13 protein-coding genes, 1 pseudogene and 1 other annotated feature are annotated in these 17,784 nt (G+C 43.6%); of the genes and pseudogenes, 6 read left to right on the top strand and 8 right to left on the bottom strand.

Annotation, left to right across the window (positions count from 1 at the left end; genetic code table 11):
* Nucleotides 1-15: 15 nt before the first annotated feature.
* The 6 genes and pseudogenes from ltrA to AKG39_RS07455 all read right to left on the bottom strand — a co-directional run bounded on the left by ltrA (nucleotide 16) and on the right by AKG39_RS07455 (nucleotide 7,187).
* Nucleotides 16-1,485: pseudogene (gene ltrA / locus AKG39_RS07480) on the bottom strand (group II intron reverse transcriptase/maturase).
* 458 nt (nucleotides 1,486-1,943) lie between these two features.
* A complete protein-coding gene (locus AKG39_RS07475; RefSeq protein WP_050739761.1) occupies nucleotides 1,944-3,428 on the bottom strand; it encodes a phosphohexomutase domain-containing protein in 1,485 nt (494 codons plus the stop codon).
* Nucleotides 3,429-4,418, bottom strand: a complete 990-nt coding sequence (gene argF, locus AKG39_RS07470; RefSeq protein ID WP_050739760.1) for an ornithine carbamoyltransferase — start codon at nucleotides 4,416-4,418, stop codon at nucleotides 3,429-3,431.
* Nucleotides 4,419-4,564: 146 nt separating this feature from the next.
* On the bottom strand, nucleotides 4,565-5,797 hold the full coding sequence (locus AKG39_RS07465) for an arginine deiminase (RefSeq protein WP_050739759.1): 1,233 nt from the start codon (nucleotides 5,795-5,797) through the stop codon (nucleotides 4,565-4,567).
* A gap of 129 nt (nucleotides 5,798-5,926) precedes the next feature.
* The gene (locus AKG39_RS07460; protein ID WP_050739758.1) at nucleotides 5,927-6,199 is read right to left on the bottom strand and encodes a Veg family protein; all 273 of its coding nucleotides are present in this window, start codon (nucleotides 6,197-6,199) and stop codon (nucleotides 5,927-5,929) included.
* A gap of 262 nt (nucleotides 6,200-6,461) precedes the next feature.
* Nucleotides 6,462-7,187, bottom strand: coding sequence for an HAD family hydrolase (locus tag AKG39_RS07455; protein WP_050739757.1), 726 nt, complete (start codon nucleotides 7,185-7,187; stop codon nucleotides 6,462-6,464).
* A 122-nt stretch (nucleotides 7,188-7,309) separates the two neighbouring features.
* On the opposite strand from AKG39_RS07455, the gene AKG39_RS07450 reads away from it, so the two are divergent.
* On the top strand, nucleotides 7,310-7,945 hold the full coding sequence (locus AKG39_RS07450; RefSeq protein ID WP_050739756.1) for a lactate utilization protein: 636 nt from the start codon (nucleotides 7,310-7,312) through the stop codon (nucleotides 7,943-7,945).
* A 1-nt stretch (nucleotide 7,946) separates the two neighbouring features.
* Entirely contained in the window at nucleotides 7,947-8,837 is an 891-nt protein-coding gene (gene pheA / locus AKG39_RS07445; protein ID WP_050739755.1) for a prephenate dehydratase, read from the top strand.
* A 188-nt stretch (nucleotides 8,838-9,025) separates the two neighbouring features.
* Here the strand turns inward: pheA and ileS are convergent, their stop codons facing one another.
* Nucleotides 9,026-12,124, bottom strand: coding sequence for an isoleucine--tRNA ligase (gene ileS / locus AKG39_RS07440; RefSeq protein WP_050739754.1), 3,099 nt, complete (start codon nucleotides 12,122-12,124; stop codon nucleotides 9,026-9,028).
* Nucleotides 12,125-12,191: 67 nt separating this feature from the next.
* Nucleotides 12,192-12,401, bottom strand: a binding site (T-box leader).
* A 174-nt stretch (nucleotides 12,402-12,575) separates the two neighbouring features.
* On the opposite strand from ileS, the gene AKG39_RS07435 reads away from it, so the two are divergent.
* The 3 genes from AKG39_RS07435 (at nucleotide 12,576) to AKG39_RS20480 (ending at nucleotide 15,144) form a co-directional block, all read left to right on the top strand.
* On the top strand, nucleotides 12,576-13,160 hold the full coding sequence (locus tag AKG39_RS07435; protein WP_050739753.1) for a hypothetical protein: 585 nt from the start codon (nucleotides 12,576-12,578) through the stop codon (nucleotides 13,158-13,160).
* Between the two features lie 71 nt (nucleotides 13,161-13,231).
* On the top strand, nucleotides 13,232-13,738 hold the full coding sequence (locus AKG39_RS07430) for an ECF transporter S component (RefSeq protein WP_050739752.1): 507 nt from the start codon (nucleotides 13,232-13,234) through the stop codon (nucleotides 13,736-13,738).
* 110 nt (nucleotides 13,739-13,848) lie between these two features.
* Nucleotides 13,849-15,144, top strand: coding sequence for a hypothetical protein (locus AKG39_RS20480; RefSeq protein WP_050739751.1), 1,296 nt, complete (start codon nucleotides 13,849-13,851; stop codon nucleotides 15,142-15,144).
* Nucleotides 15,145-15,240: 96 nt separating this feature from the next.
* On the opposite strand, the gene AKG39_RS07420 is transcribed toward AKG39_RS20480, so the two are convergent.
* Nucleotides 15,241-15,714, bottom strand: a complete 474-nt coding sequence (locus AKG39_RS07420) for a gamma carbonic anhydrase family protein (protein ID WP_083439463.1) — start codon at nucleotides 15,712-15,714, stop codon at nucleotides 15,241-15,243.
* 132 nt (nucleotides 15,715-15,846) lie between these two features.
* Here AKG39_RS07420 and AKG39_RS07415 point away from each other — a divergent pair, with 132 nt between their 5' ends.
* Nucleotides 15,847-17,736: an ABC-F family ATP-binding cassette domain-containing protein gene (locus AKG39_RS07415; protein ID WP_050739750.1), complete on the top strand. Its 1,890-nt coding sequence runs from the start codon at nucleotides 15,847-15,849 to the stop codon at nucleotides 17,734-17,736.
* The last annotated feature ends 48 nt before the right edge of the window (nucleotides 17,737-17,784 follow it).

The raw sequence follows: 17,784 nt of genomic DNA, 5'->3' as shown, positions 1-17,784 counted from the left end.
CTGACCATTAGTTGATCAGCCGACCTCCCACACCACCGTACGTACCGTTCGGTATACGGCGGTTCCAGAGTTTACACATACTTGCAGATAATAATCATAAAAATTGGGATAACCTGCCCGCTTAAGGCGATCATTAGATAAGGTTCTCAGTAAGATTGGGCTATGGGCGGTTCGCCAATAGCCTTTTCTTGTGTTTGCCCACATCCATGCCCGTTCTTCATCCAGTCCCAATTTCTTGAGATTAGTAAAGCGGGTTTTCACTTTCTTCCATCGTTTCCAGGTAAGCATTCGTATTCGGCTTCTCATCCATTCGTCCAGCGGTCTCAGTATCTTTTTCATATCCGCCAGTTTGAAATAATTAACCCATCCCCGTACGACTTGCAGCAGTCTTTCTTTTCGCCTCTGAATTCCCATTCTATTGCTGCGTCCGGTAATCTGTCGCATTTTATCCTTCAGTTTCCGGATGCTCTGGGGATGAACTCGCAGTCTTCCCTGTTCTCGGTAGATATAGAATCCGTATCCGAGAAATTTTTCTTTTGACACGTTTGCCACCTTTGTTTTCTCCCGATTAATTCGAAGAAACAGTTTTCCTTCGATAAACGGTGCGATGTTTTTGAAGGTTCGCTCTGCTGCTTTCCTGCTTTTGCAGAAAATCATCAGATCATCGGCATAACGGATAAAACGGTGTCCACGACGTTCCAATTCTTTATCGCATTCGCCCAGCATGATATTCCCCAGTATTGGGCTGATTGGGCCACCTTGCGGTACGCCTTCCTCACTTCGCTCGAATACGCCGCCTGACATGACGCCAGCGTTCAGAAATTTGTGGATCAGGGAGATGACCCGTCCATCTTTGATGGTTTCAGACAGAATCTGAATGAGTCGACTGTGATTGACGGTATCAAAGCACCTTTCCAGATCCATATCCACAACGTATTTGTATCTGTCGGTGATATTTTTCTGGCATTGTTTCAAGGCACCCTGGGCACTGCGTTTGGGTCTGAATCCATAACTGTTGTCTGAGAATTGTTCCTCGAATATCGGCGTCAATACCTAGGTGATTGCTTGTTGGATCAGTCGATCTACAACGGTTGGAATTCCCAATTTTCTTGTTTTCCCGTTATCTTTTGGTATTTCTACCCGTCTGACGGGTTGTGGTTTATATTTGCCACATCGGATGGCTTCGATGAGTTCATTCCGGTTTTCTTTCAGGTAGGGCAGAAGTTCATCCACCTGCATGCCATCAATTCCACCTGTGCCCTTGTTTTTCTTGACCCGCTTATAGGCTAGATTCAGATTATCGCGGGTTAAAATTTGCTCAAGCAAGCCTTCTGTCTGCTTGTCTGTGTTGGTGATTTCCGTTTCAATTATCTTTAGTGATGCACACACGTCTGCATATTTTTTCTGTTCCGCAGATATCTTTTGCAGATCGCCTTCATTTTGAAGTTTTCTGTGTTTTATTTTATCACTGTCAGTAATCTTCATTGATCTTCACCTCCTCTGATTCAGCCCTTCCTTCAACATCTAGGATATCTCGGTACTATGGCTTCAGCTAACTTCTCACGATAAATCTTATTCAACCGTCTTTCATACTCTGTTTCCACACGTCCGTGAGATCTCCCCGGGTAAGAACGCAATCTTTCCTTCCATCTATCTGCCACATTTACACCACCAACTTTCCGGATAGTTTTGGGGCTTCGGTTTGTTCGCCAACCTTACCCAGTTGATGACGCCTGATGTGATTTCTGTTTGTCAAACCGGAAGTTTGCCGCCGGCTTCCTTCAGATTCCCCGTCGCCGGGGACACCCTTGCCTTAAGCTATGCACTTGGCACTACCTACCGTGCTCGGGACTTTCACCCGTTAGATTGCGCCCATGCCGGGCGCACTTAAAGTAAAAAAAACGACTTCACAGTCGTTTTTTTTATTCCAATTGATAAGTGAACTATACCAGTGCTTTGTACTGCTTAAGATAGTCCATCAAAATCGTTTGTATCACTTCGCAGCCGCCAACCGCATCCGATTCAATGTTAAGCGGCATGATCGGGTCATGCAGTGACATTCTGAGCAGACACCAGCCATTGCCGGCTGATTCATCGCAGCTGACGCGAACCCCTTCATAATTGGGTTCCACCACCGTCCAGCCGGGTTGCTTCTCGGCAAAGGCCTTAAAGCCCTCCAGCACTTTTTCGCCATAGGTTTTAAAGTCATCCGCAGTTATTTTTAAACGGATTTCTCTGGCTTCTGTTGGTTCCTTCAGGCCCGCTAAGAAAGAACTGATGGGTTTATTCAATTTATTGAGCTGTGCATATTTAATAAGGGCCAAGGTCACCAGGTAGGCTCCATCATCCAGAAAATAATTCTCTTTAATAGCGCCGTGTCCGCTGGTTTCCATGGCCAGGTGGGCTTCGATGCCGGCTTCATTTAAACGCATGGCCTCATTAATAACATTTTTATAACCGCGTTTAAAACGGTGGTGTTTTCCCCCGAGACTTTCAATGAATTCGGTTAAACCGGTGGAGGTAATAGAATCAGTCACGATGGTCGATCCCGGATAATCGGTAAGGATCATGCTTGAAAGAAAAGCAATGAAGCCATTGCGATTAATGGCGTTTCCTTTTTCATCAATAATGGCACCACGGTCTACATCGGTATCAAAGATAATTCCCAGATCGGCTTGATTATCTAAAACTGCCTTGGTAATATGCTCAATGGCTTTGGGGTCTTCGGGGTTCGGCACATGATTCGGAAAGTTTCCATCCGGTTCCAGATAAAGACTGCCCTGGGTATTTGCCCCCAAAGGTTCTAGCACCTGATCAACAAAAAATCCTCCGGAACCGTTACCTGCATCGACAACAATGTGAGCTTTGGCCAACGGGGTTTCCGCCCCGGTCTTTTCCCGGACAAAATCGACAATTCCCTTTGCATAGGAGGGCAAAAAATCATGCTCGATTGCTTTTCCGCCTGGGGTAAAGCTGGTTACGATGGTTTGGGCTAATTCTAAAATTTCTGTAATATCAGCCTTGTCCAAGCCCCCATCTTGGGTGAAAAACTTGAGGCCGTTGCGATTAAAGGGCAGATGACTGGCAGTAACCATCACTGCGCCATCCGCTTTTAATTCCGGATCCAGGGTTGTCATGAACATCGACGGTGTGGTTGCCAAACCGCACTGGTAAACTTTGTTTCCCTTGCTGATTAACCCCAGGGTTACCGCCTGGGAAAGATGGGGTCCGGATATCCGGCTATCCCGGCCCACCGCAAAAGTGAGTGGCGCTCTGCCGAGTTTCTTTTCCAGCCAGACGGCAAAGGAAAAACCGATTTTCATTGCCATATCCTGGGTGAAATTAACAACCTCTCCCGGGACTCCATCAAGAACAATCCCCCGGATATCTGATCCGTTTTGTAATTGCTTAATATCTTTTATTTCCATTTATCCAACCAAAGAAGCGCACATGATCGCTTTAATCGTGTGCATCCGATTTTCAGCCTCATCAAAAACCATCGAATGACTGCTTCTGAAGACTTCATCGGTGACTTCCATTTCGCTGAGTCCGAATTTTTCGTTAACTTCCTGGGATACCGTGGTTTCCAAATCATGGAAGGCCGGTAAACAATGCAGGAAAATCACCTGATCGTTGCCGGTGGCTTTGATCATATCCATATTAACCTGGTATGGCAATAGCAGTCTGATCCGCTCGGCGGTTTGATCTTCTTCGCCCATGGAAACCCAAACATCGGTATAGATTACATCCGCATCTTTTACCCCTGTTTTAATATCGCTGGTTAGGGTAATCGATCCGCCGGTGGTTTCACACAGGGCTCTCATTTCCTTTACCAGTCCCTCTTCCGGAAAGAGGATTTCCGGTGCCAGGGCCACAAAGTGCATTCCCAGCTTCGCGCAGCCAATCATCAGGGAGTTTCCCATATTATTCCGGGTATCGCCGGAATAAACCAGTCGCCGCCCTTTCAGGCTTCCAAATTTTTCCTGGATGGTAAGCATATCGGCCAACACCTGGGTAGGATGGTAAAGATCAGTGAGTCCATTCCATACCGGAACCCCTGAATGTTTTGCTAAAAGCTCAACGGTTTCTTGTTTAAAACCACGAAATTCAATGCCATCATAAAAACGCCCGAGCACATTGGCGGTATCTTCAACAGATTCTTTTTTGCCCATTTGACTATTGGTTAAAAAGGTAATATTTGCCCCTTCGTCAAAAGCCGCCACTTCAAAGGCGCAACGGGTTCTGGTGGATGTTTTTTCAAAGATCAGAACAATGTTTTTTCCCTTGAGAAGACTTCCCAGCGCCCCTGATTTTTTCTTTGCTTTTAATTCTGCCGCATAATCAATTAAATATTGTATTTCAACCGGGGTAAAATCCTTAAGCGTCAGTAAATGACGTCCCTTTAAATTCATAGTGATTCCTCCATATTTGTTTATTCTATGTAAAAATTATTTCGTATAAACTGGCAGCGAAGCTCACGGCAATTTTGCTATTACCTATGTTTATTCTATTTTAACTGATATTCCATCTGTTTAACAAGCGAAATATTCAGCTTCGATGATGACTAAAACTGATCCCGGTACAAGGGCATGGTCATGCAACGGGGGCCGCCGCGTCCGCGCACCAACTCTGAAGCTTCGATGCCAATGACCTCGATACCGTTTTGGGTAAGAACCTCGTTGGAGCGTTCATTTCTTGCATAAGCCACAATGACCCCCGGGGCAATGGCCAGGGTGTTGGTACTGTCATTCCATTGTTCCCGGGCTGCGGCCACCGGGTTTCCGCCACCACTCTGAATGAGATTAATGGCCGGTAAACCCAACACGGATTTTAATGCCCCCTGCAGGGTATCGATCCGTTGATAATGGATCTGTCCTTCTTTTCCCGAGGTCATGATAATGGTTTCCACCTGATCCAGAATACCCGGGTAGACAATAAACTTATCGTAATCCACCATGGTAAACACCGTATCCAGATGCATAAACGCCCGATTGCTGGGGATTTTCACGGCCAGTACTTTTTCGATGCCAAGATCTGCCTTAAAAAGATTTTTAGCCAGCTCCTCCACCCCCTGAACCTGGGTGCGCTCGCTGCATCCCAGAGCCACAACCGTTGGGCTGAGAATAAGCACATCCCCACCTTCCACGGAAAAAAAGTTGGTATCCTGGTAAAAGGTTTTATTTTCACAGGTTGCAAATAGAGGATGGTGCTCATATATGGCAGCCATGTATTGGCTTTCCCGCTTTCGCGTTCGGGTAGCCATGGCAGAGATACACATCCCATCATGGATTGCAACCGCCGGGTCTCGCATAAAATAAAGGTTGGGAACCGGATTCAGATAAAAGGCATAAGGTTCCGGACCTTTCATATAATCGGTCAACACCAGGTGTCGTTCCATATGGCCCAGTTCTTTTTGCAGAACCCCGGCAATCAGGGCATCTCCCAAGGCATCACTGTCCAATGACAGGAGATACTCATTTAAAAATCCGTCGATATAATTACCCGAGGATGGATTCTGATCAATTACTTCGTGCACCAGATTCTCCCGTACGGCGGTGGTTTTTAAAATATCCTTTAACAGCTCTTCAACGTATAGCACCTCGGCGCCCCGCTGGGTCAATATTTTGGCAAAGTCATCATGCTCTTCCTGCATGCGTTTCAGCCAGGGAATATCTTCAAACAACAATTCCTTAAGGGAATCCGGAACAATGCGTTCCAGCTCTTTTCCAGGACGATGAATCAGCACCTTCCTGAGTTTTCCTATTTCAGATTCTATTTTTAAATTTTTATCCGGCATCTTTTCCTCCATTTCTCACAACATTTTGGTTATTATATCACTGGTTAATGAAAAATTACAGAAATTAAGGTAATAAAAAAAGAAGAACTTCCGCCCTTCCCCTTCTATGTGGAATTCGATTTTATGTCGTTATGATACTAACAGCTTATTGTCGGTTTCACCGTCATCTAAAAGCACTATTTTTACGCTTTGAGTTAAAAGATCGGAGTAGCTAAAGGAAAGCTTCTGTTCTTTTCTTTTATCCTCTTGAACTCTTACGGTAAAGATACTAGGATAGGTTTCTTCAATTACCCCTTCTTTTTGGTAGAGTTTTTTCTTGCTTTTGTGTGCTTCAAGTTTGACTCGTCTTCCAAGATAGTTTTCCACCTCGCGTCTTATGTCCATAATGGTTGCTTTTGCCATGAACTTCACCTCTCTGTGGTTTTCTCCAGTCTAGTATACCACAATCTATGTGAAAAGTAAAATTTTTTATTATAACAACCAAACGAATTAAAGTCAACATGTAATTTTTTTTTCCTTTGCAGGATAGTTATCGTTTACATTTTTTAAGCTAATTTAATCTTTCAAAAAAATCGGACTTTAACACCCCATTTGGTAATATGGTTCGCGTTAAAGTCCAATGCTCAATAAAAGTTATTATGCTTATGCATCCTTAATCGTCTGATTATATTTTCATTTTCTGAGGATCCGGATCCGGTATTTCATTGAAAACCGAATACATTTCCCTGCCATAAAGCAGTGCGTCAATAATACGCATGGGGTTATGCACCCAAATGGAACGCTCAAGCCTTGTTATGACATCACGGGACTCAAAGCCCCAGGTACATAAAACAGGAAGCATTTCGGCATTTATAGCGGTTTCGTAGTCAACGGTTGAATCGCCGACATAGAGACACTCCTCATGTTTAACACCCATTTGCTTCGCCAACGCCAGAGTTGATTCTGGGTTCGGCTTTCGGAGTTTATCAGTGGTGTAACCTACCACATCCACAAATTTATAATCTTTAAATAAAATATTAACCAGGGATTTTGCCATGGGGTCAGGCTTGTTGGTACAAACCCCCATCGGAATCTTATTGGCCGTTAAATAATTAAGAAGATTAAGTATTCCCGGATAAGGTTTTGTTTTTTTGGTATAACGGGTGGTATACTCAGCCATCAGCATTTCAGTCAATTTATCAATAAATACTTCATCATCCTGATATTTCTCAGGAATCGCATCCTTTATTAAATTTCGAAGTCCTCTGCCAATGAGCTTTTGCCCGTTATCATAGGAGTATGTCGGAAACTTATAATACTTCATAATACTGTTGCACGAATCAATAAGATCCTCCAATGAATTAACAAGGGTCCCATCTAAATCAAAAATAATTCCTTTATATTTATGCATTATTTACCTCCTGGTATCACTGCTCTGATTTTTTCTTATTATACCCTAAAAATATAAAAAATTTTGTTTTTTAAGTATCTTTATATTATAATAAAAGTATTCTTTCCTTTGGAGGTAATATTTTGGGTTTTAAAGAAGAAAATTATCAAAATCTCAGTACAACCCTGATTAAAAGATTTAAACAACGAAATTTCGAAGGGTATTTTTGCGAATCCCGATCCGAAGCCCTGGAACTGGCTTTATCGTTTATTCCCGAGGGTGTCAGTGTTTGCCACGGCGGTTCCGAGTCCATTAAAGAAATCGGATTGTTGGATGCAGTGAAAAATGGCAACTATGTCTATATTGATCGCAGTGCTGCCAAAACACCCCAGGAACAACGAGAAGTCATTGCAAAAGGAATTCTCAGTCATACCTTTTTAATGGGTACCAATGCTCTCACTATGTCCGGTGAACTTGTTAATGTGGATGGTAAAAGCAATCGTGTTGCTCTTTTATGTTATGGCCCTGAACAGGTCATTGTCATCGCTGGGATGAATAAGATTGTTGAAAATATCGACGCCGGCATCTACCGGGCAAAAAATACTGCCGCTCCGGTTAATGCCATTCGTCAAAACTTAAAAACACCGTGTTATGACACAGGCCATTGCGGCAATTGTCACGTAGAAGGGTGCATGTGCTCTAATACTGTGATTACCCGGCATAGCGGTATTCCCGGCCGGATTAAAATTATCATGGTTGGGGAACCTCTGGGTTACTAGAATGAACCTGTTGTCAGCTTTAGAAAAGGCCTTTTCAGAATCTCCGCAAAACTTGGAAGAAAATCCACGGGTGGCCTATGCCGGCACCCGTGGATCCTATGGCGAAGAAGCCAGTCTTTCGTTTTTCAAAGGAACCGGTGAACTGTTCCCCTGTAAAACCTTTGACGATGTTTTTGAAGCCCTAAACCAGGGTACCTCGGACTACGGCGTCCTGCCCATTGAAAACTCCTCCACAGGATCCATTTCAACGGTTTATGATCTCCTTTCCAAATATCAGTACTATATTGTTGGCGAAGAAGAAGTTCGGGTCCGTCATTGCCTTTTAGCACCTAAAGGAGCAAACCTTCAAACCATTAAAGAGGTCTATTCGCATCCCCAGGGGTTTTCTCAGTCTCAGGACTTTTTAAATGAGTACCCGCAATGGCAATGCATCCCCTACTATAATACGGCCATCGGCGCAGCTTATGTTGCCCAAAAAAATGATCCGAATTTAGCCGCCATTGCCAGCAAAAGAGCCGGCGAAATTTACGATCTTCTGGTTTTAGCCGAGGACATAAATTTTTCACAGACCAACGTCACCCGTTTTGTGATTATTTCCCGGGAACTTAAGTTTTTTAAGGATCCCACCCGGGTCAGCATTGCTTTTCACTTACCCCATCGTCCCGGAGCTCTTTATGAGATCATCGGTGTCTTTTCGGTTTTCTCCCTGAATCTGTGTAAAATCGAATCCCGGCCACTGTTAAATCAGAACTGGGAGTATCTCTTCTTTGTGGATTTCACCGGGAACATATCTCAAAACACCCTCGCTAATCTTATCCCGATTATCCAGGAAAAGGCTGATTACTTTCAGTTTTTGGGCTATTACCCGCAGTATGATCAAACTAAAATCTGATAAACGTCCCGGGGACAATGGTAAATCGTTGTCTGCTGCAAGAGCGGACAGGCTAAGGCCTGTTCGCCTTGATGCAGACAACTGATGTTACGATTGTCCCCGGGACTTACTTTTATATTTCATCGGCAATTTGAAAAAGGCTGAACCATTTCGGTTCAGCCTTTTTATTTATTCAATTGTTAAGTCTTCTATTTTTTCACTACCTTAATGGCAGTATCATGGCCATTGAGGTTGAATACTTCAGCTTCTCCCGTTTCAAAGAAAAGGTGATCGGCCAATGTTTCTTTTTTGATAAATTCTTCGTATTGCTTTAAAGCAGTCTGCATTTCATCATCGCCGGAGCAGGTGATGTCGATGCGGTCCATAACTTCAAAGCCGCTGGATTTTCTGAGCTGTTGAATTTTTGATACAAATTCTCGGGCATAGCCTTCATCCAATAGTTCCTGGGTCAGGCTGGTATCCAGAATCACAAATTTATTATTAAGCATTTGGACATTAAATCCGACTTTCGAAGAAATGCGAATATCAATAAAATCTTTCTTGATTTCAATGCTTTCCCCATCGAGATCAACCACAAAGGATTCGCCGGCTTCCAATTTGGCAACCACCGCTTCCGGATCCACTGTGGAAAGAGCTTTTCCCAGTAGCTTTACATTTTTACCAAGAATGGGGCCGGCCACCTTAAAGTCGGGTTTCAGGCTGTAGTCCATAAAGGCACCCAAATCATCCTCAAAAACCACGGATTTGATGTTAAGTTCCTCTTCCATGAGGACTGTCAGATCGCCCATGAGCTCACGGTATTTTCCATCAACAATAATCTTGGACAAAGGCTGACGAACTTTGATCTGGGCATCTTCTCTGGCACCACGTCCCAGGCTGACCAACTCCCGGACTAAATCCATGGGTTCTTCAATGCTGTCTTTAATCAAACCTTCATTAATCACTGGATAGTCCGCCAGATGTACGGATACCCCATCAGTCAGCTTCTGGTAAAGCTCTTCTGTCACATAAGGGGCAAAGGGAGCACAGAGACGAACCACCCCTTCCAGAACTTCCCAGGTTGTGTTGTAAACGGCTTTTTTATCTTCAGTCAGTTCGGAGCCCCAGAATCGGCGACGATTTCTACGGATATACCAGTTGGATAAATCCTCGTTCACAAAGAACTGTATTTTTCTGACCGCTTTGGTCAGGTCGAAGATTTCCATCTCACTGCGAACCTCTTTAACCAGGCGATTGTATTTCGATAGAATCCAGGCATCAATTTCAGGTCGCTCTTCATAAGGGACAAAAAACTCCCGGGGATCGATTTTATCCGTATTGGCATATAAAGCAAAAAAGTTATAGGTGTTTTTCAGGGTATTGAAAAACTTGCTTTGAACTTCTTTCAGGCCTTTGATATCAAATCGGGTTGGTGTCCAGGCCGGGGAAACGTAAAGCAGATACCAACGCAAGGCATCCGCACCATATTCATCGAACAAAGCGAATGGGTCGACGCTGTTACCTTTTGTTTTGGACATTTTCTGACCTTCGGCATCAAGCACCAGGTCATTGACCAACACTTTTTTATACGGCGCTTTTCCGGTAACAAAGGTTGAAATGGCTAACAGTGAATAGAACCAGCCCCGGGTTTGGTCAATCCCTTCACAGATGAAATCTGCCGGAAATTGATTTTCCCAGAGTTCCTTGTTTTCAAACGGATAGTGATATTGGGCAAAGGGCATGGAACCGGAATCAAACCAGCAGTCGATGACGTCTTTTACCCGGGTCATGGTTTTTCCGCACTCAGGACAAACCAAATGGACCTCATCCACATAAGGACGGTGCAGCTCAATGGTTTCATCGATATCTTCGATGGCACGCTCTGCCAGTTCTTTTCGGGAACCGACGGAGTCAATGGCACCGCACTCATCACAGCGCCAGACATTCAGGGGTGTACCCCAGTAACGGCTTCGTGAAATGGCCCAGTCATTAAGGTTTTCCAGCCAATTTCCAAAGCGCTTTTCACCCACAAAATCTGGATACCACTCAACCCCATTATTATTCTCAATGAGCTGATCTTTAATTTTAGTCACCTCGAGATACCAGCTGGGTTTTGCATAATAAAGCAACGGGGTTTTACAACGCCAGCAATGGGGATAATTATGAACCATTTTCTCTTTTTTGAAAAGCTTACCCTGTTCTTTGAGCCATTTTATGATATCCAGATCCGCATCAATAACAAATTGACCCTTCCATGGGGTATCCGTGTATTTGCCATCCTCGGCCACCGGCTGAAGGACCGGCAGGCCGTATTGACGCCCGACTTTATAATCATCTTCGCCAAAGGCCGGCGCGATGTGTACGATTCCGGTGCCGTCCTCGGTCGTCACATAATCCGCACAGGTAACATAAAAAGCTTTTTTATCGGGTTTTACAAAGGGCATGAGCTGTTCGTACTCAACATACTCCAATGCCGACCCTTTCATTTCTTCGAGGATCTCATAATCCTCTCCCAATAATTTAGCTGCCAGAACCTTGGCGCAATAATACACTTCGCCATTGCTGCGAGCTTTAATATAATCAGCATCGGGATGAACGGCTAAGGCTACGTTTGCCGCCAGGGTCCAGGGGGTTGTGGTCCAGACTAAAAAGTATTCCTCAAGATCTTTGCGTTTAAATGCGACGACCACGGTGTTGCTTTTGATTTCCTGATAGCCCTGAGCAACCTCGTGGGAAGCTAGACCGGTCCCACAGCGTGGACAATAAGGCATGATTTTATGGCCTTCATAAAGGAAACCTTCTTTGTTGAATTTATTTAAAATCCACCAAACCGATTCGATATAGTTATTGTCCAGCGTTATGTAGGGGTTTTCCATATCAATGAAATAGCCCATTTTTCGGCTCATTTCCTTCCATTGGCCTTCGTAGTTAAAAACCGATTCCTTACATTTCTCATTGAATTTATCAATGCCGTAAGCTTCAATTTCCGGTTTGCTGGAAATTCCCAGCTGCTTTTCCACTTCAATTTCCACCGGCAGACCATGGGTATCCCAGCCGCCTTTGCGGATCACACGGTAGCCATCCATCACCTTGTATTTACAGACACTGTCTTTAAGGGTTCTTGCTAAAACGTGATGAATCCCCGGTCGGCCGTTGGCTGTTGGGGGGCCTTCATAAAATACAAAATTTTCGTTTCCTTCACGGTGATCAATGGTTTTTTGCAGAATATCCATTGCTTCCCATTGCTTTGAAATATTATCTTCTCTTTCGCCGATATTTCCCTCGGCTAATGATTTAAACTGTGCCAAATTACTACCTCCAAAATAGCTCTGATTAATGTATTAACTTAAAATAAAAAAACGTCCCTTGAAAAAACCAAGGGACGAAAAATCGCGGTACCACCCAAGTTGACAGAAAACTGCCCACTCTTATGAATTTAACGATTCCCCGTAATTTCCTGAGACGATTGCCTTCAGAAATTCTGTTCAAAGGTGATCTCTTTATGGTATCTAGCAATAATCTTTCACCAAACTGATTATTTCTCTGATTAAGCCTTCCACAAAGCATCCTTTTCATTACATTTATTATTAAAATGATCATTATTTCTAAATTAAATGATTCCTATATATTTTATACAAAATTCCTCACAAAATCAAGTTTTTTGAAATCTTTATTTAAAATATTAAGAATATCGTATATAATAGAGGTGTTACGACTTTAAAATGCATCTTAAATTCTTAAATAAAAAAGGAGTTACACATGAAAAAACGCTATTTTATCCTTGCAATTTTGCTCGTTGTGGTTCTTGTTGCCTCGGCCGTCTATGTTATACCAATGCTTACAGACAACTCAGCTAGTAATGAAGCCACCACCGAGGAGACAACCATAGAGGAGGCCCAAAATAAGCCTGTCACCAATCAGCCCGCAACTACCCCAACCACTGCTATTGTCATCCCTGAAGAAACCCAGGAGATCATTGATACCAATTCCGATTATTTATATGAGGACACCGACGATGCCCTTGCCCCTGACTATCCAACTCAAATGATCCCGCTTTATGATGTTCTTGGCGTTTCACAATCCCAGGCAATGACCGGTGTCAGTGGCAAACCAGGATGGCTTACCAGCTATGTTTCTGATGATTCAACCGAGGAATTACTGGAATTCTATCGACCGCTGTTAATGACCATGTCCGATTTCTCTGAAGAGAATATATCAGCATCCACCAATTTAAAAGCAACTGTCAGCGGCTATTCAATCAGCATTACCGTGTCGCCTAACAATTCTCAAAAAACAGACATTCAGGGAAACGGTGCCGTGAGCATATTTATCGAACAAGTATAGATTTCATCAATTTAATAAAGTCACAGACTTTCCAGCACAACTAATATTTAAAGAAGAAGAGGACTCTTATTATGACCACCCAAACAAAAAAAATTACATACTGTGCGCTAATGATGGCCTTAACCTTTGTTATGACAACCCTCATCAAAATCCCGATCCCCAACGGATACATCCATCTTGGGGATGGGGCAGTGCTTTTATCAGCCTTTATTTTAGGTCCCTGGGGCGGACTGATTGCCGCAGCCTTCGGTTCAGCAGGAGCCGATTATTTCGGTGGATTCGGGGCCTATGTGCTGCCAACCTTTATTGCCAAAGGGACTATGGCTTTTATTTTTGGTTATTGCATCCAGCGCTTTCCGCAAAAGAACAAGCTTTTCTTTTTGTTTCCTGCCATCACTATGATGGTTGCCATTTATTATGTTTCCGAAATTATTATGTATGGTAGCGTCACTGGACCGCTTCTTGATATTCCCTTTAACTGTCTTCAAGGTGTAGTTGGCGTGGCAGCTCTTATAGTACTGTCCAAGCCTTTGGAACGTTTTCGTCTGGAACCGCTGAAAATTTCTGCAAAACAATAAAAAAAGGTCTCCCTTGAGACCTTTTTTTATTTGATTTCCTATGTTACAATGATGATCAAAATGAGTTTTAAGTTTCACACCATCCTATTATAGTAAAGGAATCTATCTGAATGAAACAATTACTGTTAAAACGTGTCCTTCCCCTGTTTTTGTTAACCCTTATGGTTTTTACAGGGATTTCTACCAGCACCTTATTTATGCAAAAAACTTATGGTGAAGAAAACCAGGATCCAACCGTTGTTGAAGAGCCTACCGATCCGGTAATTCCAACGGACCCGGTTACTCCAACCGACCCCGTCACACCAACCGACCCCGTCACACCAACGGACCCGGTTACTCCAACCGATCCGGTTATTCCAGCTGATCCGGTTACGCCGACAGCTCCAGACCCAAACCCTACTCCTGTTGCTGCGCCATCCTATAACAATACCGATAATTCAAGTGAGGCTGAAACAACCGAGGAGGTTCTGACGACCACGGAATCCATAGCAACACCGGAACCCACGACTGAAAACCCTGTGACAATAACTGCTGAAGGCGCCGTTCTGACGACTACCCTGGAAGATACAATTCTGACTGGGCACCTTCCCGCTGAATCCGTTACCTTTACTACAACTGGAAAAACATTAACCGCAGTGGTTAATGGCGATGTTGTCACCGCAGCGATTGCAACACTAAAAGCCAAAAAAGCTGAAAGCAAAAGCATTACCGCTCTCATCTTAAAACTTCCACAATCAACAATTAAAGACGTATTAGCAACTCAACTAAAAATTCCGGGAGCTCTCGTAAATTTACTGGACAAGGAGGGCATCACCCTGGAATTCTCCCAGGATGCCAACACCACCAGTCTTGAACCGAAAGCTTTTAATGCGGATACCTATAAAATTTTAGAAACAGGCAGAGAACTGCTCATTGATGTGGCAATCAATCCCGCTGTCCTGACCAATGATCTCATTCTTTATGACGAACCGGCGACGGTTTTATCCTCTGTTTTTTCAGTTAAGGCGGTTATCAATGATGCTGCTTTGCCTTCAACCGAAATTTCACCGATGAATAAGGGCATTACCCTAAGCACCAGCTTAACGCCGGACGCCCGCACCAGTCTGTTAAAAGACAGTATTGTTGTAGCCTGTTCCTATAACCAGACCGATGATGAATTGCTCAGCATCCACACCCTATATGACAGCGAAGAAGGAATTGCGACCTTTAATGTCACCGCTTCCGGTGATTATCTTTTGGCTTCTCGGATCATAACCACCGGATCCGCCCAAAGCAGTTTGTTTTTTATTATTCCATTAGCACTGATCATTCTTGGGATTGGCTTCTTTTTTCTGATCCGGGATAAACAACAAAAATTAAAAATAAATGAAGGTTTTCAAAACCCCTCAGAGCAGAGTGGCGACTAATCTCGATTTCACAGAAAAAAAATTCTCAATGATAAAACAATAAAAAATGCGATGATCAAATTAGCGATCATCGCATTTTTTGAGCAAAAGATATGCTTACATATAGCCCTTCATTGTATCTAAATATTCCTGGGCATTGTCACTAATGGATTTAATTTCTTCATCCCGCAATTCTCGAATCAATCTTGCCGGACTGCCCATGATCATGGAATTGGGAGGGAAAACCTTGCCCTGGGTTACCAGCGAACCCGCTCCCACAATGGAATTATCCCCAATCTTTGCACCGTTGAGAAGAATGGCACCCATACCAATGAGTACGTTGTTGCCAATTTCGCAGCCATGAATAATGGCATTATGTCCAATACTCACATCTTCGCCAATAACCGTCGGATACCCGGCGGCGACATGAACTACAGTGCCATCCTGAATATTGGTCCGGTCTCCTACCGTAATCGTATCAACATCGCCTCGAAGTACGGTCTGAAACCAAATACTTATATAATTTCCAAGGGTTACTTTTCCAACCACATCTGCACTTTTTGCTATAAAAACGGTTTTACCCAACATCATTTTATTGCCCTCTTTTTCTTTGTCATTCCTTATATATTAACCTTTTAGAAGAATTTTGTAAATAAATTTTCAATCATCTTCCCATACTTATGTTAAAATAAAGGTCACAAATGAAAAAATAAAGGACGTGCCATGAATATTGCCAGTATTGAAAACCTAAAAAAAACCTATGGGGTAAAAACCCTTTTTGAAGATATTTCCTTTAACATCACCGATACTGACAAGATTGGTGTCATTGGAATGAACGGCTCGGGAAAAACATCGCTTCTGAAAATTATCGGCGGAGTGGATCCCCCAGATGCCGGAGAAGTCAAGTTCTTTGGAAACATACGGGTGGAGATTCTCGCCCAGGATCCTGATCTGGATCCTGACATTTCTGTCATCGATCAGTTGTTCAGAGCCAATTCCCCTGAGATGAACCTGGTCAGGGATTATGAAACCACCCTGTTGGCATTGGAGAAGTCCCCGGAAGACAAAGCCCTGCAAAAACGCATGCTGGCCTTGTCCCAAACTATGGATGATAAAAATCTCTGGAACCTCAAATCCCAGGTCGAGACCATTCTTTCCCAGTTGGGAATCAATGATTATGACAAAACCATCGGCAATCTTTCCGGCGGTCAGCGAAAACGGGTGGCTATGGCTTCAGCCCTGCTCACCCCCTGTGATCTTTTAATCCTTGATGAACCCACCAACCACTTGGATAATGACACCATTGCCTGGTTGGAAACCTTTCTACTTAACCGTCGGGGCGCTCTTCTGATGGTCACCCATGATCGCTATTTTTTAGATCGGGTCGTCAATAAAACCATTGAGCTGGATAAAGGCAATCTCTATGAATACACCGGAAACTACTCGGATTTTCTGGAACAAAAAGCCAACCGTAAAGAGATTCAGTCCGCTATTGAACAAAAGCGTCAGAATCTCTACCGCCGCGAACTATCCTGGATCCGCCGAGGTGCACGGGCGCGAACCACCAAGCAGAAGGCGCGAATCCAGCGCTTTGACGAAATCAGCGACGGTGCTCCGGACCAAAGCGACGATCACTTTGAAATATCCGTGGGCTTCACCCGGCTGGGAAAAAAAGTAATTGAAATTGAACATCTGAATAAATCCTTTGGTCCCCAGCTTATTATTAAAGACTTCAGTGTTATTCTTGGACCAAAAGAGCGTATTGGCATCATTGGGAAAAACGGCTTGGGAAAAACCACCCTGCTAAATCTTATCGCTGGAAAAATAAAACCGGACAGCGGTGAGATCGCAATTGGGGAAACCGTTAAAATCGGTTATTTTTCCCAGGAATCCGAAGATCTGGATTTCAGCCTGCGGGCAATTGACTATATCCGCGAAAAAGCCGAGATCATGAAAAATTCCCGGGGTGAAATCGTCACCGCCTCACAAATGATGGAACTGTTTCTTTTTGACAAGAACAGTCAGTGGGTTTATATTTCGGAGCTTTCAGGCGGCGAGCGGCGCCGGCTGTACCTTCTTGGCATCCTCATGATGGCTCCCAATGTCCTGCTCTTTGATGAACCCACCAATGATTTGGATATTGATACGCTCACCATTTTAGAAGCCTATCTGGATGATTTTCAGGGGGCTGTTTTGACGGTTTCTCATGACCGGTATTTTTTAGACCGGACCTGCGAGCAGATTTTTTCCTTTATCGGCAATGGCAATATCGCCACCCAAACCGGAAATTATTCGGATTACATCGAAAAAAATCCTTTAGATTTCAACAAAAAAGAAAACACCGATGAAAAATCCAGCAAGCCAAAGGCTGATAAACCCCAAAATCGAAAACCAGGTTTAACCTACAAAGAAAAGCAAGAACAAAAAATGCTATTGCAAACACTTGAAGACCAGGAGAAACGCCTGAATGTCATCGACGCTTCAATGTCTGAAATCACCAGTGATTATACGACCTTACAGGAATTTTCTGAAGAAAAAGAAGCTCTTGAGGAAAAACTCCTAGAAGTGATGGAGCGACTGGAAGAACTGGAAAATTTAGAAAATCTTTCCTGACCAAAACTCAAAAGAATCGAACAATTGTCGCTTTGATGTCAGTTTTCA

Origin of the sequence: Acetobacterium bakii, assembly GCF_001263355.1 — a bacterium.
Classification (GTDB): Bacteria; Bacillota; Clostridia; order Eubacteriales; family Eubacteriaceae; genus Acetobacterium; species Acetobacterium bakii.
This window is presented reverse-complemented; position numbering and strand designations above follow the sequence as displayed.

Excerpts from the sequence above, each read along its gene's own strand:
- AKG39_RS07475 (WP_050739761.1), bottom strand. The coding sequence starts at position 3,428 with ATGGAAATAAAAGATATTAAGCAATTACAAAACGGATCAGATATCCGG.
- AKG39_RS07465 (WP_050739759.1), bottom strand. The coding sequence starts at position 5,797 with ATGCCGGATAAAAATTTAAAAATAGAATCTGAAATAGGAAAACTCAGG.
- AKG39_RS07460 (WP_050739758.1), bottom strand. The coding sequence starts at position 6,199 with ATGGCAAAAGCAACCATTATGGACATAAGACGCGAGGTGGAAAACTAT.
- AKG39_RS07455 (WP_050739757.1), bottom strand. The coding sequence starts at position 7,187 with ATGCATAAATATAAAGGAATTATTTTTGATTTAGATGGGACCCTTGTT.
- pheA (WP_050739755.1), top strand. The coding sequence starts at position 7,947 with ATGAACCTGTTGTCAGCTTTAGAAAAGGCCTTTTCAGAATCTCCGCAA.
- AKG39_RS07435 (WP_050739753.1), top strand. The coding sequence starts at position 12,576 with ATGAAAAAACGCTATTTTATCCTTGCAATTTTGCTCGTTGTGGTTCTT.
- AKG39_RS07430 (WP_050739752.1), top strand. The coding sequence starts at position 13,232 with ATGACCACCCAAACAAAAAAAATTACATACTGTGCGCTAATGATGGCC.
- AKG39_RS20480 (WP_050739751.1), top strand. The coding sequence starts at position 13,849 with ATGAAACAATTACTGTTAAAACGTGTCCTTCCCCTGTTTTTGTTAACC.
- AKG39_RS07420 (WP_083439463.1), bottom strand. The coding sequence starts at position 15,714 with ATGATGTTGGGTAAAACCGTTTTTATAGCAAAAAGTGCAGATGTGGTT.
- AKG39_RS07415 (WP_050739750.1), top strand. The coding sequence starts at position 15,847 with ATGAATATTGCCAGTATTGAAAACCTAAAAAAAACCTATGGGGTAAAA.